This window comes from Parabacteroides caecihominis (assembly GCF_023656785.1).
In the GTDB taxonomy this organism is placed as follows: Bacteria; Bacteroidota; Bacteroidia; order Bacteroidales; family Tannerellaceae; genus Parabacteroides; species Parabacteroides segnis.
The window spans coordinates 105,240-126,374 of the sequence record NZ_JAMOKS010000015.1 but is presented as its reverse complement, the minus strand read 5'-3'; the positions used below and the strand labels follow the sequence as shown (position 1 = coordinate 126,374).

General features: G+C 41.7%; 12 protein-coding genes. 6 read left to right on the top strand and 6 right to left on the bottom strand.

Features of this window, described 5'->3' with window-relative positions:
- Window position 1 precedes the first annotated feature (1 nt).
- Window positions 2-3,319 carry a SusC/RagA family TonB-linked outer membrane protein gene (locus NBH14_RS14320; RefSeq protein WP_186958984.1) on the bottom strand — a complete coding sequence of 1,106 codons (3,318 nt, stop codon included), beginning with the start codon at window positions 3,317-3,319 and terminating at the stop codon, window positions 2-4.
- A gap of 247 nt (window positions 3,320-3,566) precedes the next feature.
- A complete protein-coding gene (locus NBH14_RS14315; RefSeq protein ID WP_186958983.1) occupies window positions 3,567-4,583 on the bottom strand; it encodes a FecR family protein in 1,017 nt (338 codons plus the stop codon).
- Window positions 4,584-4,764: 181 nt separating this feature from the next.
- On the opposite strand from NBH14_RS14315, the gene NBH14_RS14310 reads away from it, so the two are divergent.
- Window positions 4,765-5,349, top strand: coding sequence for an RNA polymerase sigma-70 factor (locus NBH14_RS14310; protein WP_186958982.1), 585 nt, complete (start codon window positions 4,765-4,767; stop codon window positions 5,347-5,349).
- Window positions 5,350-5,401: 52 nt separating this feature from the next.
- On the opposite strand, the gene NBH14_RS14305 is transcribed toward NBH14_RS14310, so the two are convergent.
- Complete coding sequence (locus NBH14_RS14305) at window positions 5,402-6,136, bottom strand: nucleotidyltransferase family protein (RefSeq protein ID WP_128133745.1); 735 nt, start codon at window positions 6,134-6,136, stop codon at window positions 5,402-5,404.
- Window positions 6,133-7,563 (bottom strand): RapZ C-terminal domain-containing protein, encoded by a 1,431-nt coding sequence (locus NBH14_RS14300; protein ID WP_122327163.1) that lies wholly within the window; start codon window positions 7,561-7,563, stop codon window positions 6,133-6,135. Before NBH14_RS14300 ends, NBH14_RS14305 begins: the two co-directional genes overlap by 4 nt.
- Before the next feature lie 425 nt (window positions 7,564-7,988).
- Here NBH14_RS14300 and NBH14_RS14295 point away from each other — a divergent pair, with 425 nt between their 5' ends.
- On the top strand, window positions 7,989-10,496 hold the full coding sequence (locus NBH14_RS14295; protein ID WP_186958981.1) for a DUF6383 domain-containing protein: 2,508 nt from the start codon (window positions 7,989-7,991) through the stop codon (window positions 10,494-10,496).
- A 75-nt stretch (window positions 10,497-10,571) separates the two neighbouring features.
- On the opposite strand, the gene NBH14_RS14290 is transcribed toward NBH14_RS14295, so the two are convergent.
- Window positions 10,572-11,408, bottom strand: coding sequence for a hypothetical protein (locus NBH14_RS14290; protein ID WP_186958980.1), 837 nt, complete (start codon window positions 11,406-11,408; stop codon window positions 10,572-10,574).
- Between the two features lie 79 nt (window positions 11,409-11,487).
- On the opposite strand from NBH14_RS14290, the gene NBH14_RS14285 reads away from it, so the two are divergent.
- Window positions 11,488-12,921: a CCA tRNA nucleotidyltransferase gene (locus NBH14_RS14285; protein ID WP_186958979.1), complete on the top strand. Its 1,434-nt coding sequence runs from the start codon at window positions 11,488-11,490 to the stop codon at window positions 12,919-12,921.
- 99 nt (window positions 12,922-13,020) lie between these two features.
- Here the strand turns inward: NBH14_RS14285 and NBH14_RS14280 are convergent, their stop codons facing one another.
- Window positions 13,021-13,356: a helix-turn-helix domain-containing protein gene (locus tag NBH14_RS14280; protein WP_186958978.1), complete on the bottom strand. Its 336-nt coding sequence runs from the start codon at window positions 13,354-13,356 to the stop codon at window positions 13,021-13,023.
- A gap of 558 nt (window positions 13,357-13,914) precedes the next feature.
- Here NBH14_RS14280 and NBH14_RS14275 point away from each other — a divergent pair.
- The 3 genes from NBH14_RS14275 (at window position 13,915) to NBH14_RS14265 (ending at window position 21,133) form a co-directional block, all read left to right on the top strand.
- The gene (locus tag NBH14_RS14275) at window positions 13,915-16,962 is read left to right on the top strand and encodes a SusC/RagA family TonB-linked outer membrane protein (protein ID WP_250817589.1); all 3,048 of its coding nucleotides are present in this window, start codon (window positions 13,915-13,917) and stop codon (window positions 16,960-16,962) included.
- 12 nt (window positions 16,963-16,974) lie between these two features.
- A complete protein-coding gene (locus tag NBH14_RS14270) occupies window positions 16,975-18,909 on the top strand; it encodes a RagB/SusD family nutrient uptake outer membrane protein (RefSeq protein ID WP_186958976.1) in 1,935 nt (644 codons plus the stop codon).
- Window positions 18,910-19,462: 553 nt separating this feature from the next.
- Window positions 19,463-21,133, top strand: coding sequence for an alpha/beta fold hydrolase (locus NBH14_RS14265; protein WP_250817587.1), 1,671 nt, complete (start codon window positions 19,463-19,465; stop codon window positions 21,131-21,133).
- The last annotated feature ends 2 nt before the right edge of the window (window positions 21,134-21,135 follow it).

Sequence of the window (21,135 nt, the reverse complement as noted above, 5' to 3'; positions counted from 1 at the left end):
TTTAGAAGTTTGCTTTTATGTTAAAACCGATGTATCGTTGAGAAGGTGAATTCAAACTTTCATAACCACTGCTGTCTCCTCCTTTGTCAGGGTCTGCATATTTGTATTCTTTTGCCCATAAAAATAAATTCTGACCTGTAAGACTGACTGATGCTGATTTCATTCCTATTTTTCCACACCACAATTGAGGTATGTCATAAGTAAATGTCAGATTTCTTAGTTTGAAAAATGTTTCATCCAATACATTCTGACGACTGGGGCGGCTTGTTGAATCGTGATATTTTGAAATATATGCTTCATAAGATACAACAACATCATTAGGAGCGAACACGCGGGTGTCACTGATGATATTTCCATCTGGATCACGTTCTACACTACCGGATACCACTTTTACACCTTCTCCGATGAATGTTTTGTTTCCATTGACCACTTCTTCATATCGCCATTGATTGTCAGAATCTTTATGTGCTCCGGAGTTCCATAACATTTGGTGGGTACGTGAATATGACATGCCACCAATACGTCCGTCAATAGTGAAGTTAAGTGTAAAGTTTTTATATTTGAAAGTATTAGTAATACCCCAAACCAGGTCAGGTGTCAGGTTTCCTACTTTGGTCTTGAAGTTTTGTTTTACCGGAATACCTCCGTTATGTATAATATTTCCGTCTGGATCTCTGTCCCAGTCGTAGATGTCGAACCAATCCCAGCTTTCTCCTTTTTTTACCCAGGGTTTTTTAGTTGAATAATCTGGGTCGATTTTGAAGTAAGAATATTTATCATGTCCCCAGTTTGTAAGGATGTCCCACTGGAAATCTTTGTTTTTTATAGGACTTCCCCCTATCGTTAATTCATAACCGTTTCTCAATCTTTCTTCTTTAAAGTTGACTTGCACAGAACTGAAACCTGTTGCTGAACTTATACCTCCGGAAATAATGAAGTCCGATTCAAGTTTTCTGAAATATGCAAAGTCTGCATATAATCTATTATTAAAGAAGTTTGCGGCTGTTCCGACTTCATATACCATTGATTTTTTTGGATGTACATTACCTCCGATTAGAGATGAAGGATAAGAAGCGGTACCAAGTCCGTCCCAAACATTCGTAGAGACAGAGTAAACATTATTGTTGTCATAGACGCCTGCATCCTGTTTGGAGGTTGTCCATGAACCTCTTATCTTCCAGAAATTCCAAGCTTCGGGTAAAGTGATGATCTCTGATAATACCACACTTCCGGCGACGGAAGGATAGAAGTAAGACCGTGTCTCTTTGGATAATGTGGATGACCAGTCGTTACGTCCGGTAACATCAAGGAAATAGGTACTGGCCCATGATAATGACAATTTACCATATAGGCTGTTCACTCTTTTCCTTTTTAATTCACTGCTGGCATCGATAGGATCGACGCTGGCTTTTAGAGAATAAAATCCGGGAATAGTCAGACCGCCGGAGGTGGTGCTTCTCATTTTGTCATCCGAATAGAAATAAATATTACCACCGGCTAATACATTCATATTTAGTTTTCCCCATGTCTTGTCTGCCATTAACATGGCGTCTGTATTGATACTGTAACCGGAAGTGCGACTGATACCGAAGAATCCGTTTTTATCCCATGCATAATTGGCACTTTTCGCATTTCTCCATTCATTTTTCTTGGAATAAAAGTCCAATCCGCCTCTTAACATGGCTTTTAGCCAAGGAGTAATTTCATAGGACGAATTCATATACACATTCAATATATCAGTATCATAAGCATCGACAACCTCGTTGGCTTTAAACCACGGATTGTCATACCAGCTATTATCGTACCAGTTTTGCTGTTCATTTTCTCTACCTTCAACCCAATAATTTTTATAATCGCGTACATCATATTCCGTACCACCCCAAATTACCATGTCATAAATATAGCTGCCGCTATAACCGGAACCGTTGTCGTTTGATGACACACGTTTGTTGTATGACGCTGATCCTTCCAGTTTGAAATTTTTGTAACTCATTTCACCTCCGGCAGTATAAGTTATTTTGTTCAGTTTTTGGTTAGGATATTGTCCCTTGTTGAACACGTGGGTCAATGATGTTCTGAACGAGCCGTACTTTCCTTTTTGCGAGACACTGACATTGTTGTTTGTAATCGCACTGAATTGGAGGAAGTTTTTAAAGTTATTTTTTCCTTTGGATGTTAACTCCATTTCTCTCCACTCGAATGTTTCCGGGTCGTATTGAATAGCCGTTCTTCCGATATCCAATTTGTCTCCCCATACATAATCGCTGTTGTATTTTCCGCCGTAGCCTCTACTATAAGATGATTGTACTTCTGGGAATGCCAGATATCCTGCGAAAAACATTGTGTTACTGTTGATCTCTACATTGATACCTTCATTTTGTGAACCTCTCTTGGTAGTGATCATGATCGCACCGGTTGTACCGCGTGCTCCGTATAAAGCAGAAGCGGTGGCACCTTTTAAGACATCAATGGATTCGATATCGTCAGGTGCAATTTCGTTCAATGTCATATTTCCATATGGGATACCGTCGATGATCAATATGGGAGTTTCTCCTCTTAATTTCAAAGAGGGAGCTTCATTGAATTCGGTACTGTTCTTAACATTTAAACCTGCCACTTTTCCGGTTAATGAAGTTCCGACATCGATACTTTTTGCTGAGGTTAATGCTTTCGCATCTACTTTTTGAACCGCATATCCCAAAGCTTTTTCTTCACGTTTGATACCTAACGCTGTTACAACTACTTCATTTAAGTTTTGAGTGTCTTCTGTCAATTGTATGTTGAAGACTGTCTGGTTTCCTACGACAATAGCTTTGGATACATATCCGATATAGGAGATTACCAATGTCGATTTATTGGGTACGGATAAACTAAATTTGCCGTTGATATCGGTTACGGTACCGTTTGTAGATCCTTTCTCCAATACATTTGCTCCGATGATCGGTTCGCCATTACTATCGGTAATAGTACCGGATATATTTTTTATGGATTGCTGTACGACAGCACTCATCAGCATCTCTTTGGGGGAGAGGATAATGCTTTTATCCAAAACCTTATAACTGATATCCGTTCCATTGAATAATTGTTCAAGAACGTTGAATACATCCTTTTTTTTACTTTTAATAGAAACAACACGATTCGTATTTACCTGTTTGTTGTTATAGAAGAAGTGAAACTCAGATTGTTTCTCGATTTCATCCAGGACCTCTTGTACCGTTTTCTTGTTAACGTTCAGAGTTAGTGTTGTAGATTGACTGTAACTTTCGGAGGCATATGCCAGTCCGATGCATACAAATAACATTATTGCGGTGAGTCTCATACATAATGGTATTTTTTTCAGGACAATAAACGATGAATTCACCATCCTGAAATGTTGGATGCTAAAATAATTTGTCATAGATTTGTAAGTGATTTTAGAGTTAAAAAAATTCATTTGCTGGAGCTTGTCGCCAAACAAGCTTACAGTTGTTTTTCATACGGGGAAATACGCCAATATTTTCCCGTATGTTTTTTCTAAGGAGGCTTCTTTGTTTTCATGCTGTATTTAATTTAGGTTATACAAAAAATTAATATAATTCGACAATTGTCTTTTCGGATATTTTATTCTGACTGATATCCGGATCAATGAATTTGTATTGAATATCAGTAGATAAGCGAAAATGTTCAAGTATCAGATGGAGATGTTGTCCACTAAACGTTCCGGTAAACGAATTGTTATACAATAGGTCGTTCTTTACGATGAAGTTTGTATTGAATCGTTTACTCAATATTTTTAGAACTTCTTCAAATGGTGTGTTTCTTAAAATAACCAATCCATCTTTCCAGGCTATTTGTGTTGGAATATAGGATGTATGAAGTTCAATCTTTTTACTTTTAATGTTATATGAAATTTCCTCATCAGGTTTCATTATTACAGATTCTTCTTTGTTGTCCTTATTTAGGAATGAAAGTCTAACTGAACCAGAGACCAAAGTTGTAGTTACTTGATTTTTCCTCTTATAGGCTTCAATATTAAATTCTGTGCCTAATACTTCTGCTTTTATATCAAAAGGTGTATTTACTATAAATTTTTTGGTTTTATCCTTTTGGATGGAGAAGTAGGCTTCCCCGTTAATTTCTACATAACGCGTATCTCCTGTAAATTTTTGTGGATACTTCAAGTAAGATTGGGAGTTTAGCCATACTTTACTTTTGTCTGGCAGATCGACTTTAGCCACCATACCCGGATTTGTCCTGATTTCAATGTATTCAACCGGATCTTCTTTGAGAGCAAAATAAAGTGTGCTGATTAGTAAAGGTAAAACCAATATAGCAGCGATTCTTTGAAGCCAGACAAAGTAATGTTTTTTTCCGGGCTTAATGATCCTTTTCTTTACCTGGACAAGAGCCTGGTCGGAGTTTATTCCTTTTATCGTCTGAAGTGTGTCGGTTGCTAAATAAATATATTGAATGTCACGAGCTATTTTTCTGTTTTCCTCAGATTGGTTCAGCCATTCTTCTACTTCTTGTTTTTGAGTAGCGGATAGTGAACCTGAAAAGTAGTCCAGAAGCATATGTTCGTCTATGTTTTTTTGTGTATCCATTTTGTCTCTTTTATAATTAAGACTAATGAGCGGGAAAACCTCCTAAACGAAAAAGCATTTTTTTGTGATATTTTTTTTGAAAAAGTTAATCGTGTTGTAATAGGTTGATATGTTGAAAAATGTTATTTTTGCACAGACTCACATTAGTATCACTGGAATTTAATACATTATAGGTCTTAATATGCTTTCAACTACTACAGACAACACAAACGATGAGATTCTTTTTCAAAGGATTCAAGCAGGCGATGTGAAAGCATTCGATGTATTGTTTATGCGTTATTATCCTCTTTTGTGTGCATATGCCAAACAATTTGTAAATGTAGATGACGGTCAGGAGATCGTACAAGATGTGATGGTTTGGTTTTGGGAAAACAGTAGCATGCAGGTTATCGAATCCTCCCCGAAGAGTTATCTATTTAAAGCTGTAAAGAACAGATGTCTGACCCTGATCAATCGGAATGAACTGAAACAACAGATTGTAAATACGTTGTATGCAGATTGGCAGTCACAGTATGAAGATCCGGACTTCTACGTGGTTGAGGAGTTGACGAGGAATATTGAAGCAGCTTTGTCACGTTTGCCGGAAAGTTATCGGGAGGCTTTTGAAATGAATCGCTTCCAGAATATGACTTATAATGAGATAGCACAGAAACTGAATGTTTCATCTAAAACGGTCGATTACCGTATTCAACAGGCATTGAAACTTTTGCGCGTCGAGTTGAAAGACTATCTGCCATTATTAATGGCCTTAGTCAGAATTGTCTGAAAGACATTTCCGGCTAAAGCCATCCTGATGTATTATTGTCTTTATCCTCGTATTATAAACCTTTCATCCATTCTTCCGCTTTTGCCAAAGCCTCCGGCTTGCCTATATCCAGCAACTGTAAGTTTTCGGCTGCATAGGCATGGATATTTGTTTTAGCACAGATGGCCAGATAGAAATTGATGATCGAGAATTTGCCCGTCCATTCTTCCATCCAGTCGAATATTTTCGGCGATAATACATGGATACCGCTGAAAGCGTATTCATTATATTGTTTGGGATCGAAATCCGGATAATAAGATTTTACTTCTCCGGTTTCATGATTTCTCCAGCCACACAACCGGCTCTCTTTGTTGAACAGGAGATAACGCGATGTATTGCGCTTGCTGACCAGTAAAGTGGCGATCGGATCTGTTTCCAAGTGGCAATTGTATAACTTTTTCAGATCGACATTCGACATGATATCGACATTGTGTACCAGAAACGGTTCGTTTCCCTGAAGGAATTTGGCCGCTTTTTTTATTCCGCCTCCCGTGTCGAGCAGGTAATCCCGTTCATCGGAGATATGGATCTGAACTCCGAAGTTGTTGTTGGCTGCCAGGAAATCGATGATCTGGTCTCCCAGGTGGTGAACGTTGATAACGATCTGATGAAACCCTGCATCCTTCAGCTTCAGAATTACATGTTCCAACATTGGTCTTCCATTTATTGGTATCAATGCTTTTGGTGTATTGTCAGTCATCGGTTTGAGGCGGGTCCCCATACCGGCTGCAAAAATCATAGCTTTCATAATATTGCGTCAAAGATTTGTTCTATATTTTGTTCCCTGTGGGTCAGGTCTACTTTTACTCCGAATTTGGCATGCAGATGCTCTGCCAGATGTTGTGCCGAATAGACAGAACGATGTTGTCCGCCGGTACAACCGAAAGAGATCATCAGATTCGTGAAACCGCGGTCCAGATAACGTTTCACCGAAGCATCCACGATCGTATATACATGTTCCAGGAATTGCGTGATCTCCCCGTCTTCTTCCAGGAAGTGGATCACTGGCTCGTCCAGTCCCGTAAAATGGTTGTATCGTTCATATTTTCCCGGGTTGTTGATGGCCCGGCAATCGAATACGAAACCACCGCCGTTTCCGCTCGGATCGTTCGGTATTCCTTTTTTGTAGGCAAAGCTGACGATCTTGACTTCCAGCATCCGTTTTTGTATGTCGTCCCTGAACTGCGTCAGGCCGGTCAGTTCTCTCAGAACGGCGCACAGGTACGGATATTCCGGATAATCATTCTTTAATAACTGCCGCAGATTGTTGATGGCGAAAGGTACGCTTTGGATAAAATGCGGTTTCTTTTCAAAGTATCCCCTGAAACCGTAGGCACCCAGCACCTGCAGAGTGCGGAACAACACGAAATGACGTAGCTGGCAGAAGAAATGTTCTTCGTCTACATCTGTATATTTTCGTAATGCTTGCAGATAATCGGCAAGCAATTCGTTTCTCAAATCTTCCGGGTAATTGGCTTTAGCCTGCCAAAGGAAAGAGGCTACGTCGTAATAGACCGGACCTTTTCGTCCTCCTTGGAAATCAATGAACCAGGGTTCGCCATCTTTGATCATGACGTTGCGTGACTGGAAATCCCGATAAAGGAAAGTGGGAGAGGTGTCCTGAAGCAATACATCGCTCATTTTCTGGAAATCATCTTCCAGGCGGTCTTCCTGAAACTCCATCCCCGTCGCTTTCAGAAAGCAATATTTGAAGTAATTCAGGTCCCAGAGAATAGAACGTTGGTTGAATTCCGGTTGAGGATAACAGTTCTCATACTCGAATCCTTCGGCGCCGGCATATTGGATAGAAGGAAGTTGCGTGATTGTTTTGTGTAACAACCGGCGTTCCTCTTCATCGAATACACAGCTTTTGCGTCCTTTTTCTATGGCATTGAAAAGCATGGTATCGCCCAGGTCTTCCTGCAAATAAAAAGAATAATCGTCCGAATAAAAATGCACTTCCGGGACGGAAATACCTTTTCCCCTGAAAAATCCGGACATATAAATAAATGCTTTGTTCTCCTCCTGGGAAGAGCCGCTGACCCCTATTAATGTTTTCGGGCCGGATATTCTGAAATACCGGCGGTTAGAACCGGATGAAGGTAGTTCTGTAATATCTTCGGCCTGTGAACCGGTATATTCGTAGTAGAGTCTTTTTAATTCTTCTGTTACCATGTTTTTTGAATTACGGCACTAAGGTAAGCCTTTTTTGTTAGGGAAGGAAACTTCTCAAAAACATTTGCAATTGTATTTGCTTTTTGTACTGATGTCTGTGGAATTACTATACGTACTAAATAGAATTACATGCCTATGTAATCAATGGTTGATAATTGTGAACCGATTGGCTCATAATTATCGGCCGATTGGTTCATAACCATCAACCAAACGGCTGACAATTATCAGCCGCTAAATAGAAAGGGAGAAATATGAGAAGAGTAAGGGTACTAAGATACGTAATATCAGTATGATTTCGCATGAAAAGTCGTCTCTTTTGTACAATATACTTGATTATTAGCGTTTGTTATGGTAATTTCGGATTTAAAATATTCTATCTTTGTACTTAGTATGGGTTAATATGTAAATCAAAAGTGAAATAATATATGAATAAAAAATCTACTTTATTGGCTGTGGCGTTGATGACTATGGGTTCTTTTACGATGAATGCAGAAGAACCGGTAAAGCTGGGTGCTACAGACGATTTTTATTATTTGAAGGTGGGCGATAAGTGTTTATCTCTGGATGGAAATAAATCGGATTCTGTGATTGTGAAACCTTACAGTGAGTTTGTTACTGAGAATGCGACGAAATCTGTTATCGACTCTGCTTTATGGCAGATCGTAGATAAGCAAACAGAGTTAGGGATTAATACTTATTTGATTAGAAATAAAGCAACACTGCAATATCTGGCTTTTGCTCCGGGAGAGAAACTTGTTCCCGTATTGAATACGAGCATCAGTGGGGTGAAGAGATGGGTGTTCACTGATGGCAGTGATTTGAAAGCTTATTATGGTGGAAGTACATATTTATCTTTATCGGTTACAGAAGAAGGTCTTTCCTTAGTAGATAATGAGGAAGGTTCTCCTTTTAAAGTTGAGATACCATCTCCTGAATTTGTTTTGACAGCGAAACAATTGGGAGCAGGTTTCCAGACCTTCCGGTTGAAGTTTGGTGATACTTACGAAGGAAACATTTTTGAAGGGAAAGACCTGTTGGCAAAAGATGTAGTTGCTACAGATAAAGAAGGATATGTTACTTTGCAAGTAAAAGGCGATGAATCTTATCCGAATGGTGTAGTTAAATATTTTGGCGTTGATACATTAAAAACATCAATTGCCGGAGCAAAAGATGCATTTGGTTATAAATTTTCATTAGATTCTACACGTACGGTTCAGAAGCCGAATGCAGCATGGCAGCAATTTAAATTTGTAATAGATTTAAAGAATGATTCGCTCTCCATGTTTGTGGCAGAGACTCCGGTGGCAGCAGAAAGTCCTTTAGTGGGGAAGATCGCCAAGGTTGTGGTTGCAGGTGTGGATAATAAGAATATTCTAACGGTGTCACTGCCTGATGAAAAAGGAGAATATCAGGGTGCAGCACCTTCTATAGCATTAACAAAAGGTTCACATGCCACGATTCCTGGTGGAACGGGTGTCTACGCACTGAAAAGTGCAAGTAAGGGTGTTAACGGAGGCAAATATTATGTTTCTGCAAATTCTTTTATGGGCGGAGATACTATTCCGTATAAAGAAGTACCCAGAGGACAATGGTATATTAAAGCTAATGGCGGCAAATACTCTGTTGTAGATCGTGAATCTAATTCAGCGTTGATCATGAATCAGGAGATTTTTGAAGTAAAGGGCCAAAAAGATACTTATCTTTTTGGTAATGATTCTATAACAGTTATAGAGCTCGCTGCTGATTTGACTGATAAATACCTGGGTTCTTTGGCTCTGACTGAACAGGAACTGGTAGATAAAGGTTTCTTGCTCAATCCGATTTCCGGAACTTCCGGGGTCGGTGATATGTATATCTATACAAATGACTCTATTTTGCAGGTAATAGCAAAGACAACAGAAAATGAAGCTATCTTTAAATTGATACCTGTCGATACTAATGTAGTAGCAGGAGCCAGACAGTTAGGTGATGAAATATCCGTCATCTCCTATGAGTTAAGAGCTTTGTATAATCCAGGTAAAGTAGCTAAACAGAGCGATAGTCTGAAATTTTCAACAACTGATCCTGCCGTTTCTTTCCAGTTTATTTCTGACCATACGCGTCAGAGTTATGCCCTGAAGACTGATGGCGGTTTGTATGTTGGAGTGAATCTCAATGCTGCTTGCCTGCAGTTGACAAAAGATGTAGCCTATGTGAATTTCTCGTCAATAGATGCTCCTGAATACGCTTCATTTGCAAATGGCCATAAACGTCTTGTTTATAACAATAATTCGTTGGTAATGAATCCGAATACATTCCTGGCTGAGACTCGTATTGAAGGAAATGAGATAACAAAAGCGGGATATGAAAAAGATAATTTTAGTCTTTGGGTAGAACAGGCTACAGAGTTGGTTGATGGTAAGCATCTGTATTACATCTCTTCCGGTATGGTAAATACGAATGGAGCAGATGATAACCGCTATTATCTGGCAGCTAAGGATACATTGGGAGGTCGTGCTGTATTTATGTATAATGATACGATCAAGACAATGAAGAATAGCCCTGCCCTCTTTGCTTTCAAGACGGTAGAAGGAGGTGGTTATTATTTGGAAAACCAGAGTGAACTGAGTAAAAATGGCAAACCTTATATTGGTGTAACGAATGGTTTTGCAGTAATGCAGGAAGTCCCGACTGCTGTATTCGAAGTGGAAAATGCTCCGGCTCCTGTAGCAAACGAGGAAATCGAAGCTCCGACTGCTGTTCAGATTATTGGCGGTGTTGGTGAATTTAGTATTCGCAATGCTGGTGGAAAGAGAATCACTATCTCTAACATACTGGGACAGAAGATTGGAACTCAAATGGTTTCATCTGATTATGTAACTGTTCAGACAGCAAGAGGCGTTGTGATTGTGTCTGTTGAAGGTGACAAGGCTTATAAGGTGATCGTGAAGTAAAAAAGATAATCAAATAAAAATCCGGTTCTCATATTCAATTGGGAACCGGATTTTTTATGGAGAAAATCAGACCGTTTATTCTTCTGTATTACTTTCCAATTTGCTTTTCAAATAAGCAATTCGCTTGGTTGCTTTTTCTTTCTCTTTCTGAAGATTTTCCAGATCGCTTAATACTGTAGCCAGTTCAAAAGTCGCGGCAATCGCTTTTTTATCCCCGTCAGCTATATATAATGTATAGGGTTTACCACCTGTGTACTCGGCTTTGACACGTTCTTTTACGTTTGTAGAAATGAACTTGGCAGCATCGAGTCCTTTTTCGCCTTTGTAGGTGACGACTTCAGTTGTTTTTCCCAGATCTTTAAAACGGTAGTTTACTCCGCCGTCGTACGGGATTGCGGCTGTTTCGGCAAACTGGCCGTCTTTCGTACTGACCTTAATGCCTGTATGGTTGATCGGTGCGCCACCGTAGAAAACACTGGCAAGATAAATCTCGCCCTTTTCGTTGACCCCGCTGCGGATATAACAGCGTTGCACATTCCGCTCCACTGTCTGCTGTTTCCATATATAATTACCGATCTCTTCGTAGACGCTGTCTTTTTCAAAAACGAATCCCTTTTTCAGTCCTTCCGCTTCTTCTGTCTTGATGGGAATAAGGCTGTCGCAAAAAGCGATATTCCGTTCCGCCTCTTTCATCTCGACCATACGCATCAGGGAAAGTCCTTCTTTCAATACTTTGAATTCTTTCGGATAGAGTGCACGGACAGAGTCTATTTCGCTTTTTGCAGCGAAGAGCTCGTTTCGTTCGTACATACTTTTTGCATTGTTCAACCGGGCCCGGGCTTCTTTCTCCGTATTATTGCATGCAGCCAGAGTTACGGCTGCCAATGCGATACATATTACAGACTTCTTCATGTTGTTTATCTTAATCGTTCTGTCTGCAAAGATATATTTTTTATCTTTGCAGTCTCAATGAGTGAGATAAATAAAGCGAATGTATATAGAACAGGAAGATATTTTAAATCATATATCGGCAAAACCGTTCCACATAATTTCAGAGGCCGCAGACGAATTAGGTGTTGAGGCTTATGTGATTGGCGGTTACGTCAGAGATATTTTTTTATACCGTCCATCAAAAGATATTGATGTTGTTGCAGTAGGTAGCGGGATAGAGTTGGCAAAAGCTGTTGCCGGCAAGTTGGGGAAAAAGACGCATTTGTCCGTATTCAAGAATTTCGGAACGGCGCAGGTGAAATCAGGCGACCTTGAGATCGAGTTTGTCGGAGCCCGGAAGGAGTCGTATAATCGCGATAGCCGGAAGCCGATTGTGGAAGACGGGACTTTGGAGGATGATCAGAACCGGCGCGATTTTACGATTAATGCACTGGCTTTATGTCTGAATAAAGAACGTTATGGGGAGCTGGTCGATCCTTTTGGAGGATTGGATGACATGGATAATCTGATTATCCGTACGCCACTCGATCCTGATATTACATTCAGTGATGACCCGTTGCGTATGATGCGTGCAGTCCGGTTCGCTTCACAGTTGGGATTTTTTATTCATCCCGATACATTTGATGCGATTGAGCGCAATAAGGAACGCATCTCCATTATATCCAAAGAACGGATTGTGGATGAATTGAACAAGATCGTCCTTTCACCGAAACCCTCCATCGGTTTTGAATTGCTTGATAAGAGTGGATTGTTGCAGCTGATTTTTCCGGAACTGTGTGCTCTGAAAGGAGTGGAAACAAAAGAAGGCATCGGCCATAAGGATAATTTTGCCCATACCTTAATGGTCTTGGACCGTTTGAGTAAAACAACGGATAATCTGTGGCTTCGTTGGAGTGCGATTTTCCATGATATAGGAAAACCGGCAACCAAACGCTTTGATCCTCGTCTGGGATGGACGTTTCACAATCATAATTTTATCGGCGAGCGTATGCTGCCGGGTATTTTCCGTCGGATGAAGTTGCCGATGAATGAGAAAATGAAGTATGTGCAGAAAATGGTAACTCTTCATATGCGTCCCATAGCTTTGGCAGACGATGAAGTGACAGATTCTGCCATCCGTCGTTTGTTGTTCGATGCCGGTGACGATATCGATGACTTGATGAAACTTTGTGAAGCGGATATCACTAGCAAGAATCCGGAAAAAGTCCGCCGTTTTCTGAATAACTTCCGGTTGGTTCGTGAGAAGCTGGCAGAAATAGAAGAGAAAGACCGGGTGCGTAATTTCCAGCCTCCTGTCTCCGGTGAGGAAATTATGGAGACATTCTCCCTGCCTCCTTCACAGCCGGTAGGCGTCATAAAAGAAGCGATCAAGAATGCTATTCTGGATGGCATAATTCCTAATGAATATGAGGCAGCTAAACAATTTATGCTGGAGCGGGCTGCAAAGATGGGATTGAAGCCCGTTGGGGGATAATTTCTTTAAGTATAAATAGTTACAGAATATAATATAATTAATTGGATCCGGTTTTATTATTCAATAAGCCGGATCCGATCTTTTCAATAGATAAAAATATCACTTTCCTTTTAGCAATTCTGCTGCTTCATCTCCGAAAACGATTTTTAGCACCTGCTCTTTTTTATCGTTGTCCAGTTTGATTTGTAATACTGTTTCTGTTGATATATTACTTTCCTTGCTCAGAACATATTTATCCGGATATGCAATAATGTTTATTACTGATTCTTGTAGGGCGTTTGCAATTTGTAATAATGTGTTGTATTTAAGTTCCCGCTCTCCTGACATAATAAGACTTAACCCGGCTTGTTTCAAGCCGATCTGACTAGCTAAATATTCTTGCGAATATCCTTTGTTTCTGCGAATTGTATCTATATTCCTTAGTATATCGTTCATGTAAGCAATTTAGTGTTTGTGGTTTGAATAAATAAATGATATTTGTAATAAAAAATTGCACTTGTGTTTGCTAATATAACAAAATGTAATATCTTTGCTGCTGTGATTTTCTTAATTCTCTTAATAGATCTTGTGTTCCCATTTTGAAACATTTTGCTATTAAGTCTAATAGTTAACCTAATTTGTCTGAAGATTATGTTGATGTATAGAAGGTTATGCTTGTTTGGTAAATGAGGTGTCCGGTATGTGTATGAAGGGGGCTGTTTTCTTTAGTAATACGGTTTTCAAGATATATGCCAGTTGTTTCTCTGTAATAAAGATTGCACTTTGTTAAGTAATGGAGAAGATAAAATTTAAGTTTATATAATTCACTAGTATTCATTTTAATATTGCTTGCCTATGATTATGAATTTTTAATTCCAATGTTTTCTATTCGGATATGTAGTCATATCCATTGTGTTTTTTAACCTTATATTCATTTAATAACAGAAGGAAATGAAAGAATCTTTTTTAGATGTACATTCAGGAAAATGTCTAGCTAAAAGCAATTTATTCAGAATGTTAACCTTATTGCTTTTTGCACTATTCACAACGACTGCATTTGCACAACAGAAAAATATCAGGGGTACTGTTTTCGACGCCTCAGGTGAACCCCTTATCGGTGTAAATGTCTCTGTGAAAGGAACCACGATCGGTATTATTACCGATATGGATGGTAAATACCAATTGGAAGTACCGGCCAATGCTACGCTTCTCTTTTCTTATATCGGATACCAAACACAGGAAATAGCTGTCGGTAATCAATCATCGATCAATGTAACATTAAAAGAAGACACTCAGAAATTGGAAGAGGTGGTAGTAGTAGGTTACGGGGTACAGAAGAAAGTAACTGTTACGGGGTCTGTAGCCAGCGTATCCGGTGAAGAACTGAAAGCATCACCAACAACAAACTTATCGAATGGTATGGTTGGTCGTATGCCGGGTGTTATCGGTTTTCAGACAGCAGACGAACCGGGTGGTGGCGGAACAACAATCCGTATACGTGGTACTAACTCGCTGGGAAGTAATGATCCGCTGGTAGTAATCGATGGTGTGCCCGACCGTGATGGCGGTATGAACCGTTTGAATCCGACAGAAATTGAATCTATCTCTGTTTTGAAGGATGCCGCTGCTGCTATCTATGGTGCCCGTGCTGCTAACGGTGTTGTTCTGATTACGACCAAGCGTGGTAAAGAAGGTAAGCCGGTTGTTTCATTTAATGCAAGTGCCGGTTTCTCGAAGCCAACCCGCCTGCCGGAAATGACAAACTCCTATGAATATGCGACCATGTTGAACGAAGTGCTTCCGGGCTCTTTTTCTGATGAGCAGATCGAAGGCTTCCGCACACATGCTGATCCCTGGAAATATCCGGATACCGACTGGTTCGGTGAAATTGTTAAACCCGCTTCTCCTTTGTATCGGGCTGATATAGGTGTATCCGGTGGTACGGACAAAATTAAGTACTATGTTAATTTCGGTGCCAACGGTGAGGATGGACTCTACAAAAACTCAGCCAACCGCTACGACCAGTATAGTTTGCGTGCGAATCTGGATATCAAGACCAGTCAATATGTAGATTTCCAGGTTGGAACAACGGCCCGTTTGGAAGATACCAAATATCCGGCAAAAGGAGCCGGTGATATCTTCGGTAGCGCACGGCGTACCCGTCCGGATCAACCGGCCTGGTGGCCGACAGGTGAACCGGGGCCGGCTATCGAGCGTGGTGATAATCCGGCAGTAACCAGTACTGATCTTGCAGGTTTCGACCATTACAAAAACCAGTATATCCAGAACAACTTTTCTATCAACGTCAAAGTTCCCTGGATCGAAGGTCTTACTTTGCGTGGTAATGCTTCTTATGATATCCATTTCATGAATCGTAGAAAAATGCAGAAACCGGTTTATCTGTATTCATGGGATGGCGTGAACGAAAGCAGTGAAGGGTTGAGCGCTTCGAAACAGTGGATCGATGCACCGACACTGGAACGCAAACACACCGAACAACTCGGCTGGATGCTCAACGGCTTGATCGACTACAACCGCACATTCGGACAACATACAGTTGGTGTAACATTCGGTATGGAAGGTCAGAAGAAACAATATGAAGAAACATTGGCTTATCGTCAGGGTTTCATTTCCGACAGCAAACCGGAATTGAACCTCGGTGGTGAAGAAGGGCAAATGGCGAATGGCTATTCCTGGAAAGAAACTCGTCTGAATTACTTCGGTCGTGTGTCTTACAACTATCTGGAACGTTATTTATTTGAGTTCGTTTGGCGTGTGGATGGTTCCTATCGCTTCCCGAAAGATGAACGTTACGGTTTCTTCCCCGGCGTTTCCTTGGCATGGCGTGCTTCCGAAGAAGGATGGTGGAAAGATAATATCCGTTTTATCGACTATTTTAAGTTGCGCGGTTCTGTCTCACAAACCGGTAATGACGCCCTTGTGGATTCAGATGGTAACTACGACCATTCCATCCAATATCTGACGACTTATGCATTCAACAATGCCGGTACGACATTTGGCGGTATTGAGAACAAACGTTTGTATCCAAGCCGTACTCCGAATCCGAATATTACATGGGAAGTCGGTACAACTTATAATGTCGGTTTAGATCTTAAATTCTTACAGAATCGCTTAAGTTGGGAAACGGATATTTTCTACCATAAACGTACGAACATGTTGATCTCACGTAATGCGTCGTTGTCGGAAATTACCGGTATCACCCTGCCTCGTGAAAACCTGGGTGAAATGAAAAACCGTGGTTTCGAATCTTTGGTCAGCTGGCAGGATAAGATCGGTCAGGTAGAATATGGAGTGGCTCTGAACATGACTTATGCCAGAAACCAGATTACTTTCTGGGATGAAGTACAGAATGTACCGGAGTATCAGTTTTCAACTGGCCGGCCGGTAGGTAGCCGTAACCTACTGTACTATGTCTCGGATGGTATTTTCCGCAATCAGGCGGAAGTAGATGAGGCAAGGGCAAAGGGATTGTTATATTCAGACAATACTGTTCCGGGTGATATCCGCTTTAAAGATATGAACGGGGATGGCAAGATTGATGGTCTTGACCGTGTCCGTCCGGGAAAGAATCAGGAGCCGCGATTCGTTGCCGGGTTGACACTGACTGCTAAATGGAAAGGCTGGGATGTTATGTTGTTATTCCAAGGTGCAACGGGTGCTCAGGTGTACATCGAAACCTGGTCGGGCTTGGTCGGGAACTACCTGAAGAGCGATTATGAAAAACGTTGGACACCGGAAAATCCCAATTCGGAAGGGCCGCGTGCCTGGGATCGTGAAAACCAGTACTGGATAAACAATGATAATACTTACTTCCTGAGAAACGCCGATTATCTGCGTCTGAAGAATGCCGAACTTGGTTATACCTTCCGTTTCGAGGGGTTGAAGAAAGTAGGTTTTTCCAATTTGCGCCTTTATGCAAACGGTAGTAACCTGTTTACTATCGATGGTGTAAAGGATGCCGACCCGGAACAGCGTGATGGCAGTATCGGTGGTTATCCATTGAGAAAAATTATCAACTTCGGAGTTCAAGCAACATTTTAAAACGTAATTATTATGAAAACGAAACTAAAATATATTTGCCTCTCGGCAGTCGCCGGGCTGACACTTTCACTCAGCTCCTGTTCTGACTTCATGGATCTGACACCGGAAGACCAATATGATGAAACAGCCGTTTGGGCAGATGCAGATTTGACTAAATCGGTTGTCAATGATGTCTACTCGTATGTATGCGACATCGCACAAGAGGTGAATACTTCTGCATGGTCGGACGATGCTTTCTTTACACATGTGTATGGATGCCGTGATATCAATGAAGCAACAGTTTCCCCAAGTAACCTGGGGGCTTATGATCGTGATGACTGTCCGTTCAAGTGGAGTAAACAGTATAAAGGTATCTACCGTGCCAATCTGGTATTGGAAAATATCGATAATGTACCTGAGAAAACCGGTGTAGACCTGAATGTCCTGAAAGGGGAGATCTATTTCCTTCGGGCATATATCTATACGGAATTGCTTCGTGGCTTCGGTGGTGTGCCTATTGTAGATAAGGTGTATTCTATTGAAGAGGCTTCCGAGTTGAGCTTGCCGCGTGCTGATGTAGCAGATGTTATGGATTTTATCCTGAAAGATATCGAGCAGGCTGTTAGCTTATTGCCCGAAGAGCAGTCGGGTGCGAACTTAGGTCGTGCAACGAAAGGGGCTGCCAAAGCTTTAAAGGCCCGTGTATTGTTGCATGTAGCCAGTCCGTTGTTCGCGGATCGTTCTGTTAATACATTGGCATGTAATCAATACACCGGCGACCGTCAGGCTTTGTATCAACAAGCTTTGGATGCCGCTAAAGAGGTGATTAATAACGGCCCTTATTCGTTGGTCGATTGTAATGCAGCTACTATTAAGGATATAGCAAACAACTTCCACAATATCATTATTACAAATAATGAGGAAACAATCTGGGCAAAACAGTATGTAAACAAAGATCAGAATGCCGATAACTGGGTTCGCAACCGTGTCGCTTTGCTGCATGGGCCGAACGGATATCATAACTGGGCAGGAACTGCTCCGACACATGATTTGGTTATGGCATTCGAGGTGGAAGACGGAAAACTTCCTGACGCACTGCTGAAACCCGGTGAAGAAACGACTGTGAATCCGTATACAAACCGTGAACCGCGCTTCTATGCTACAATCGGTTATGACGGCGCAGAGTGGGGGCGTCCCAGAGCTGCCGATGGAGCCGTGTTCGATGCCACCCCGCTGGGTAATCTGCAGTTCGGTTATTACGAATTGAGTAGCGGTGGTTCAAAAGTCGATGCCATACAATCTGTGGATGATGAGAATAATCCGATCAAAACGCAGTCCTTTAACGGTATGGTGGGGGTAGATTCCCGCATGTCGAATATCGAAAACTGGAATGGTACGTATACAGGTTATCTGGAGAAGAAATTAATAGATGGCACAGTCTCTGCGACCGAACATAATTTCCAGACCAATCCGATGCCGTATATCCGTTTGGCCGAAATGTATCTGATTGCGGCTGAAGCAAGTCTTGAGTTGAACAAGTTGGATGAAGCAGTCACTTATCTGGATGCTCTCCGTAGTCGTATCGGTCGCCCGGACACAAAAGCTACTTTGGCGGTTCGTGGACAGGCATTCAACCAAAACGACTTACGTGAATTCCTGCGGCGGGAGCGTCGTGTAGAGTTGGCTTACGAGGAATCACGTTATTATGATGTACGCCGCTGGATGATCGCTCCGGAAGCGGGTAGCAAGAAGTTGACGGGTATTACTATCGTAGGTCGTCTGAAACCCGGTAAGATGGCGACTTTACCTTATGTACATGATGAAGAGGTATATGATTATACCTGGACTGTCCTCAATCTGAACTATATAGAGAAGCGTAAATGGGATAACAAAATGTATTTTGCTCCAATCAAACTGGAAGAGACATTGCGTAATCCGGCCTTGGAGCAGAACCCCGGGTTTAAGTAGTACTGGTTTTTATAAGGTAGGCATCGGTTATCCAATGGGTTGGCAGCCATAGAAAATAGCTACCGATCCATTTTTAATAACTCTTGTACCATTCACCTTTCACCGTGACCATTCTTACTGTCAATCAACTGTATTGTCGGAGATGATAGGTAAATGACGTTACCGGAAGGTGAACGGATGGATTTCTGGATGGCATAATTCCTAATGAATATGAGGCAGCTAAACAGTTTATGCTGGAACGGGCTGCAAAGATGGGATTGAAGCCCGTTGGGGGATAATTTCTTTAAGTATAAATAGTTACAGAATATAATATAATTAATTGGATCCGGTTTTATTATTCAATAAGCCGGATCCGATCTTTTTCCATCCCTCGCATATCGAATTGCTACTCAATTACTGTGTACGTTTTTGCAGTCAGTGAACAACAAAACAGTAAAAATTATCCTTCAAACCGTAATTCATGACCGGTCGAGGCGAAAATTCCAGCCTAATTTTGCATCAGGTAAAACAGATAAATAAAATGATAGAGATTAGGAAAATAAAGTTGAAAATTATGACAACGCTACTCGGTGTTTTCTTCGGATGCGGAATTGTAGCTTCCCAAACACCGAAAGCAGAACAAGCTATGGACAGTAAACGACGACACATTGCAGAGGTCGCAGCCCTTACGAGTACGGGAGACCTCGACAAATTGAAAGCCGTCCTTATCGACGGGCTGAATGACGGTATGACCGTCAGTGAACTTAAAGAAGTAATGGTACACGCCTACGCCTATTGCGGTTTTCCGCGTGCTCTGCGTGGACTGCAAACATTGGTTGCGGTACTTGATGAACGTAAGGCAAAAGGTATCGAAGATAACCGGGGACGCGAAGTGTCGCCGATAACTGATACCCGCAGCAAGTACGAACGCGGACGTGATATTCTTGCAGAAATATCGGGTATTCCGGCAGACACCCCGAAAGCCGATTATGCTGTATTGGCTCCGGAAATCGAGGTATTCCTTAAAGAACATCTCTTTGCTGATCTTTTCGAGCGGGATGTGCTTACATACGCTGAACGAGAGCTGACGACCGTTGCCATAATCGCTTCTTTGGGTAAAGGTGTGGAACCGATGCTGAAAGGGCACATGGGTATCGCACTGAATGTGGGAATAACGCCGGGTGAGTTACGCGGTGTACTGGCTGTTGTCGAAAAAAACATCGGACGCAGCGAAGCCGATAGTGGCAAACAAGTATTGAACGAATTGTTGCAAAGTAAAGGATTAATCGTCGACCCGGAAACTTCGATTGTGGCAGTGGAGAATGGCGTGAAGAAACAGAAGGTGACGTTCCACAACCGTTTTCTGATTGATGTGGTCGGCGATCTTTATTTCCCTGCAAATTATGATTCTGCAAAGAAATATGCCGCCATCATTGTCGGTCATCCTTTCGGTGGTGTCAAGGAACAGACTTCGGGACTTCATGCCCGCAAACTGGCAGAACTCGGCTATGTGACATTGGCTTTCGATGCGTCCTATTATGGTGAGAGTGGCGGTTATCCGCGTCGCATCGAATCGCCCGAAGTACGGGTGGAAGATTTCAGTGCGGCGGTCGATTTCCTCACGAACCATCCGGCTATTGATGCCGACAAGATAGGTGTGATCGGTATCTGTGGCGGAGGATGCTACTCTGTCAGTGCAACGCAGATAGATCATCGAATTAAGGCACTAGCCACCATCAGTATGTACGATATGGGGCGTGCCCGCCGTCAAGGTGTAGGTGATTCGCAGACCTACGAACAGCGTATGGCTATTCTTGATGAAATCGGTCGTCAGCGCACGGCGGAATACGGGGGAGCTGCACGTAAGGATATTCGTGCCCTACCTGAAAAAGTGGATGAGAACACACCGAAGTTTGCTATTGACTTTCTCGATTATTACGATAATCCGCAGCGTGGTCAGCATCCCAATTCTACGGGTTATTGCTCCTACACGAGTCTTGCACCGATGATGAACTTCTTCCCGTTCGCACAAATCGAGACCATATCGCCGCGTCCTTTACTTTTCATTGTGGGAGAAAATGCCGTATCAAAATATTTTTCTGAAGACGCATACGAGAAAGCTGCCGAGCCGAAAGAACTGTTTGTCGTACCCGGAGCAACGCACGTGGATTTATATGACCAGCCGGACTATTTGAAAGTCACGCTTCCGAAACTGGACGCTTTCTTCAAACAATATCTAAAATAACT

What these genes read in the sequence shown, in the direction of transcription:
- NBH14_RS14305 (WP_128133745.1), bottom strand. Translation starts at nt 6,136, where the DNA reads ATGAAAGCTATGATTTTTGCAGCCGGTATGGGGACCCGCCTCAAACCG.
- NBH14_RS14300 (WP_122327163.1), bottom strand. Translation starts at nt 7,563, where the DNA reads ATGGTAACAGAAGAATTAAAAAGACTCTACTACGAATATACCGGTTCA.
- NBH14_RS14310 (WP_186958982.1), top strand. Translation starts at nt 4,765, where the DNA reads ATGCTTTCAACTACTACAGACAACACAAACGATGAGATTCTTTTTCAA.
- NBH14_RS14295 (WP_186958981.1), top strand. Translation starts at nt 7,989, where the DNA reads ATGAATAAAAAATCTACTTTATTGGCTGTGGCGTTGATGACTATGGGT.
- NBH14_RS14270 (WP_186958976.1), top strand. Translation starts at nt 16,975, where the DNA reads ATGAAAACGAAACTAAAATATATTTGCCTCTCGGCAGTCGCCGGGCTG.
- NBH14_RS14280 (WP_186958978.1), bottom strand. Translation starts at nt 13,356, where the DNA reads ATGAACGATATACTAAGGAATATAGATACAATTCGCAGAAACAAAGGA.
- NBH14_RS14315 (WP_186958983.1), bottom strand. Translation starts at nt 4,583, where the DNA reads ATGGATACACAAAAAAACATAGACGAACATATGCTTCTGGACTACTTT.
- NBH14_RS14290 (WP_186958980.1), bottom strand. Translation starts at nt 11,408, where the DNA reads ATGAAGAAGTCTGTAATATGTATCGCATTGGCAGCCGTAACTCTGGCT.
- NBH14_RS14275 (WP_250817589.1), top strand. Translation starts at nt 13,915, where the DNA reads ATGTTAACCTTATTGCTTTTTGCACTATTCACAACGACTGCATTTGCA.
- NBH14_RS14320 (WP_186958984.1), bottom strand. Translation starts at nt 3,319, where the DNA reads ATGAGACTCACCGCAATAATGTTATTTGTATGCATCGGACTGGCATAT.
- NBH14_RS14265 (WP_250817587.1), top strand. Translation starts at nt 19,463, where the DNA reads ATGACAACGCTACTCGGTGTTTTCTTCGGATGCGGAATTGTAGCTTCC.
- NBH14_RS14285 (WP_186958979.1), top strand. Translation starts at nt 11,488, where the DNA reads ATGTATATAGAACAGGAAGATATTTTAAATCATATATCGGCAAAACCG.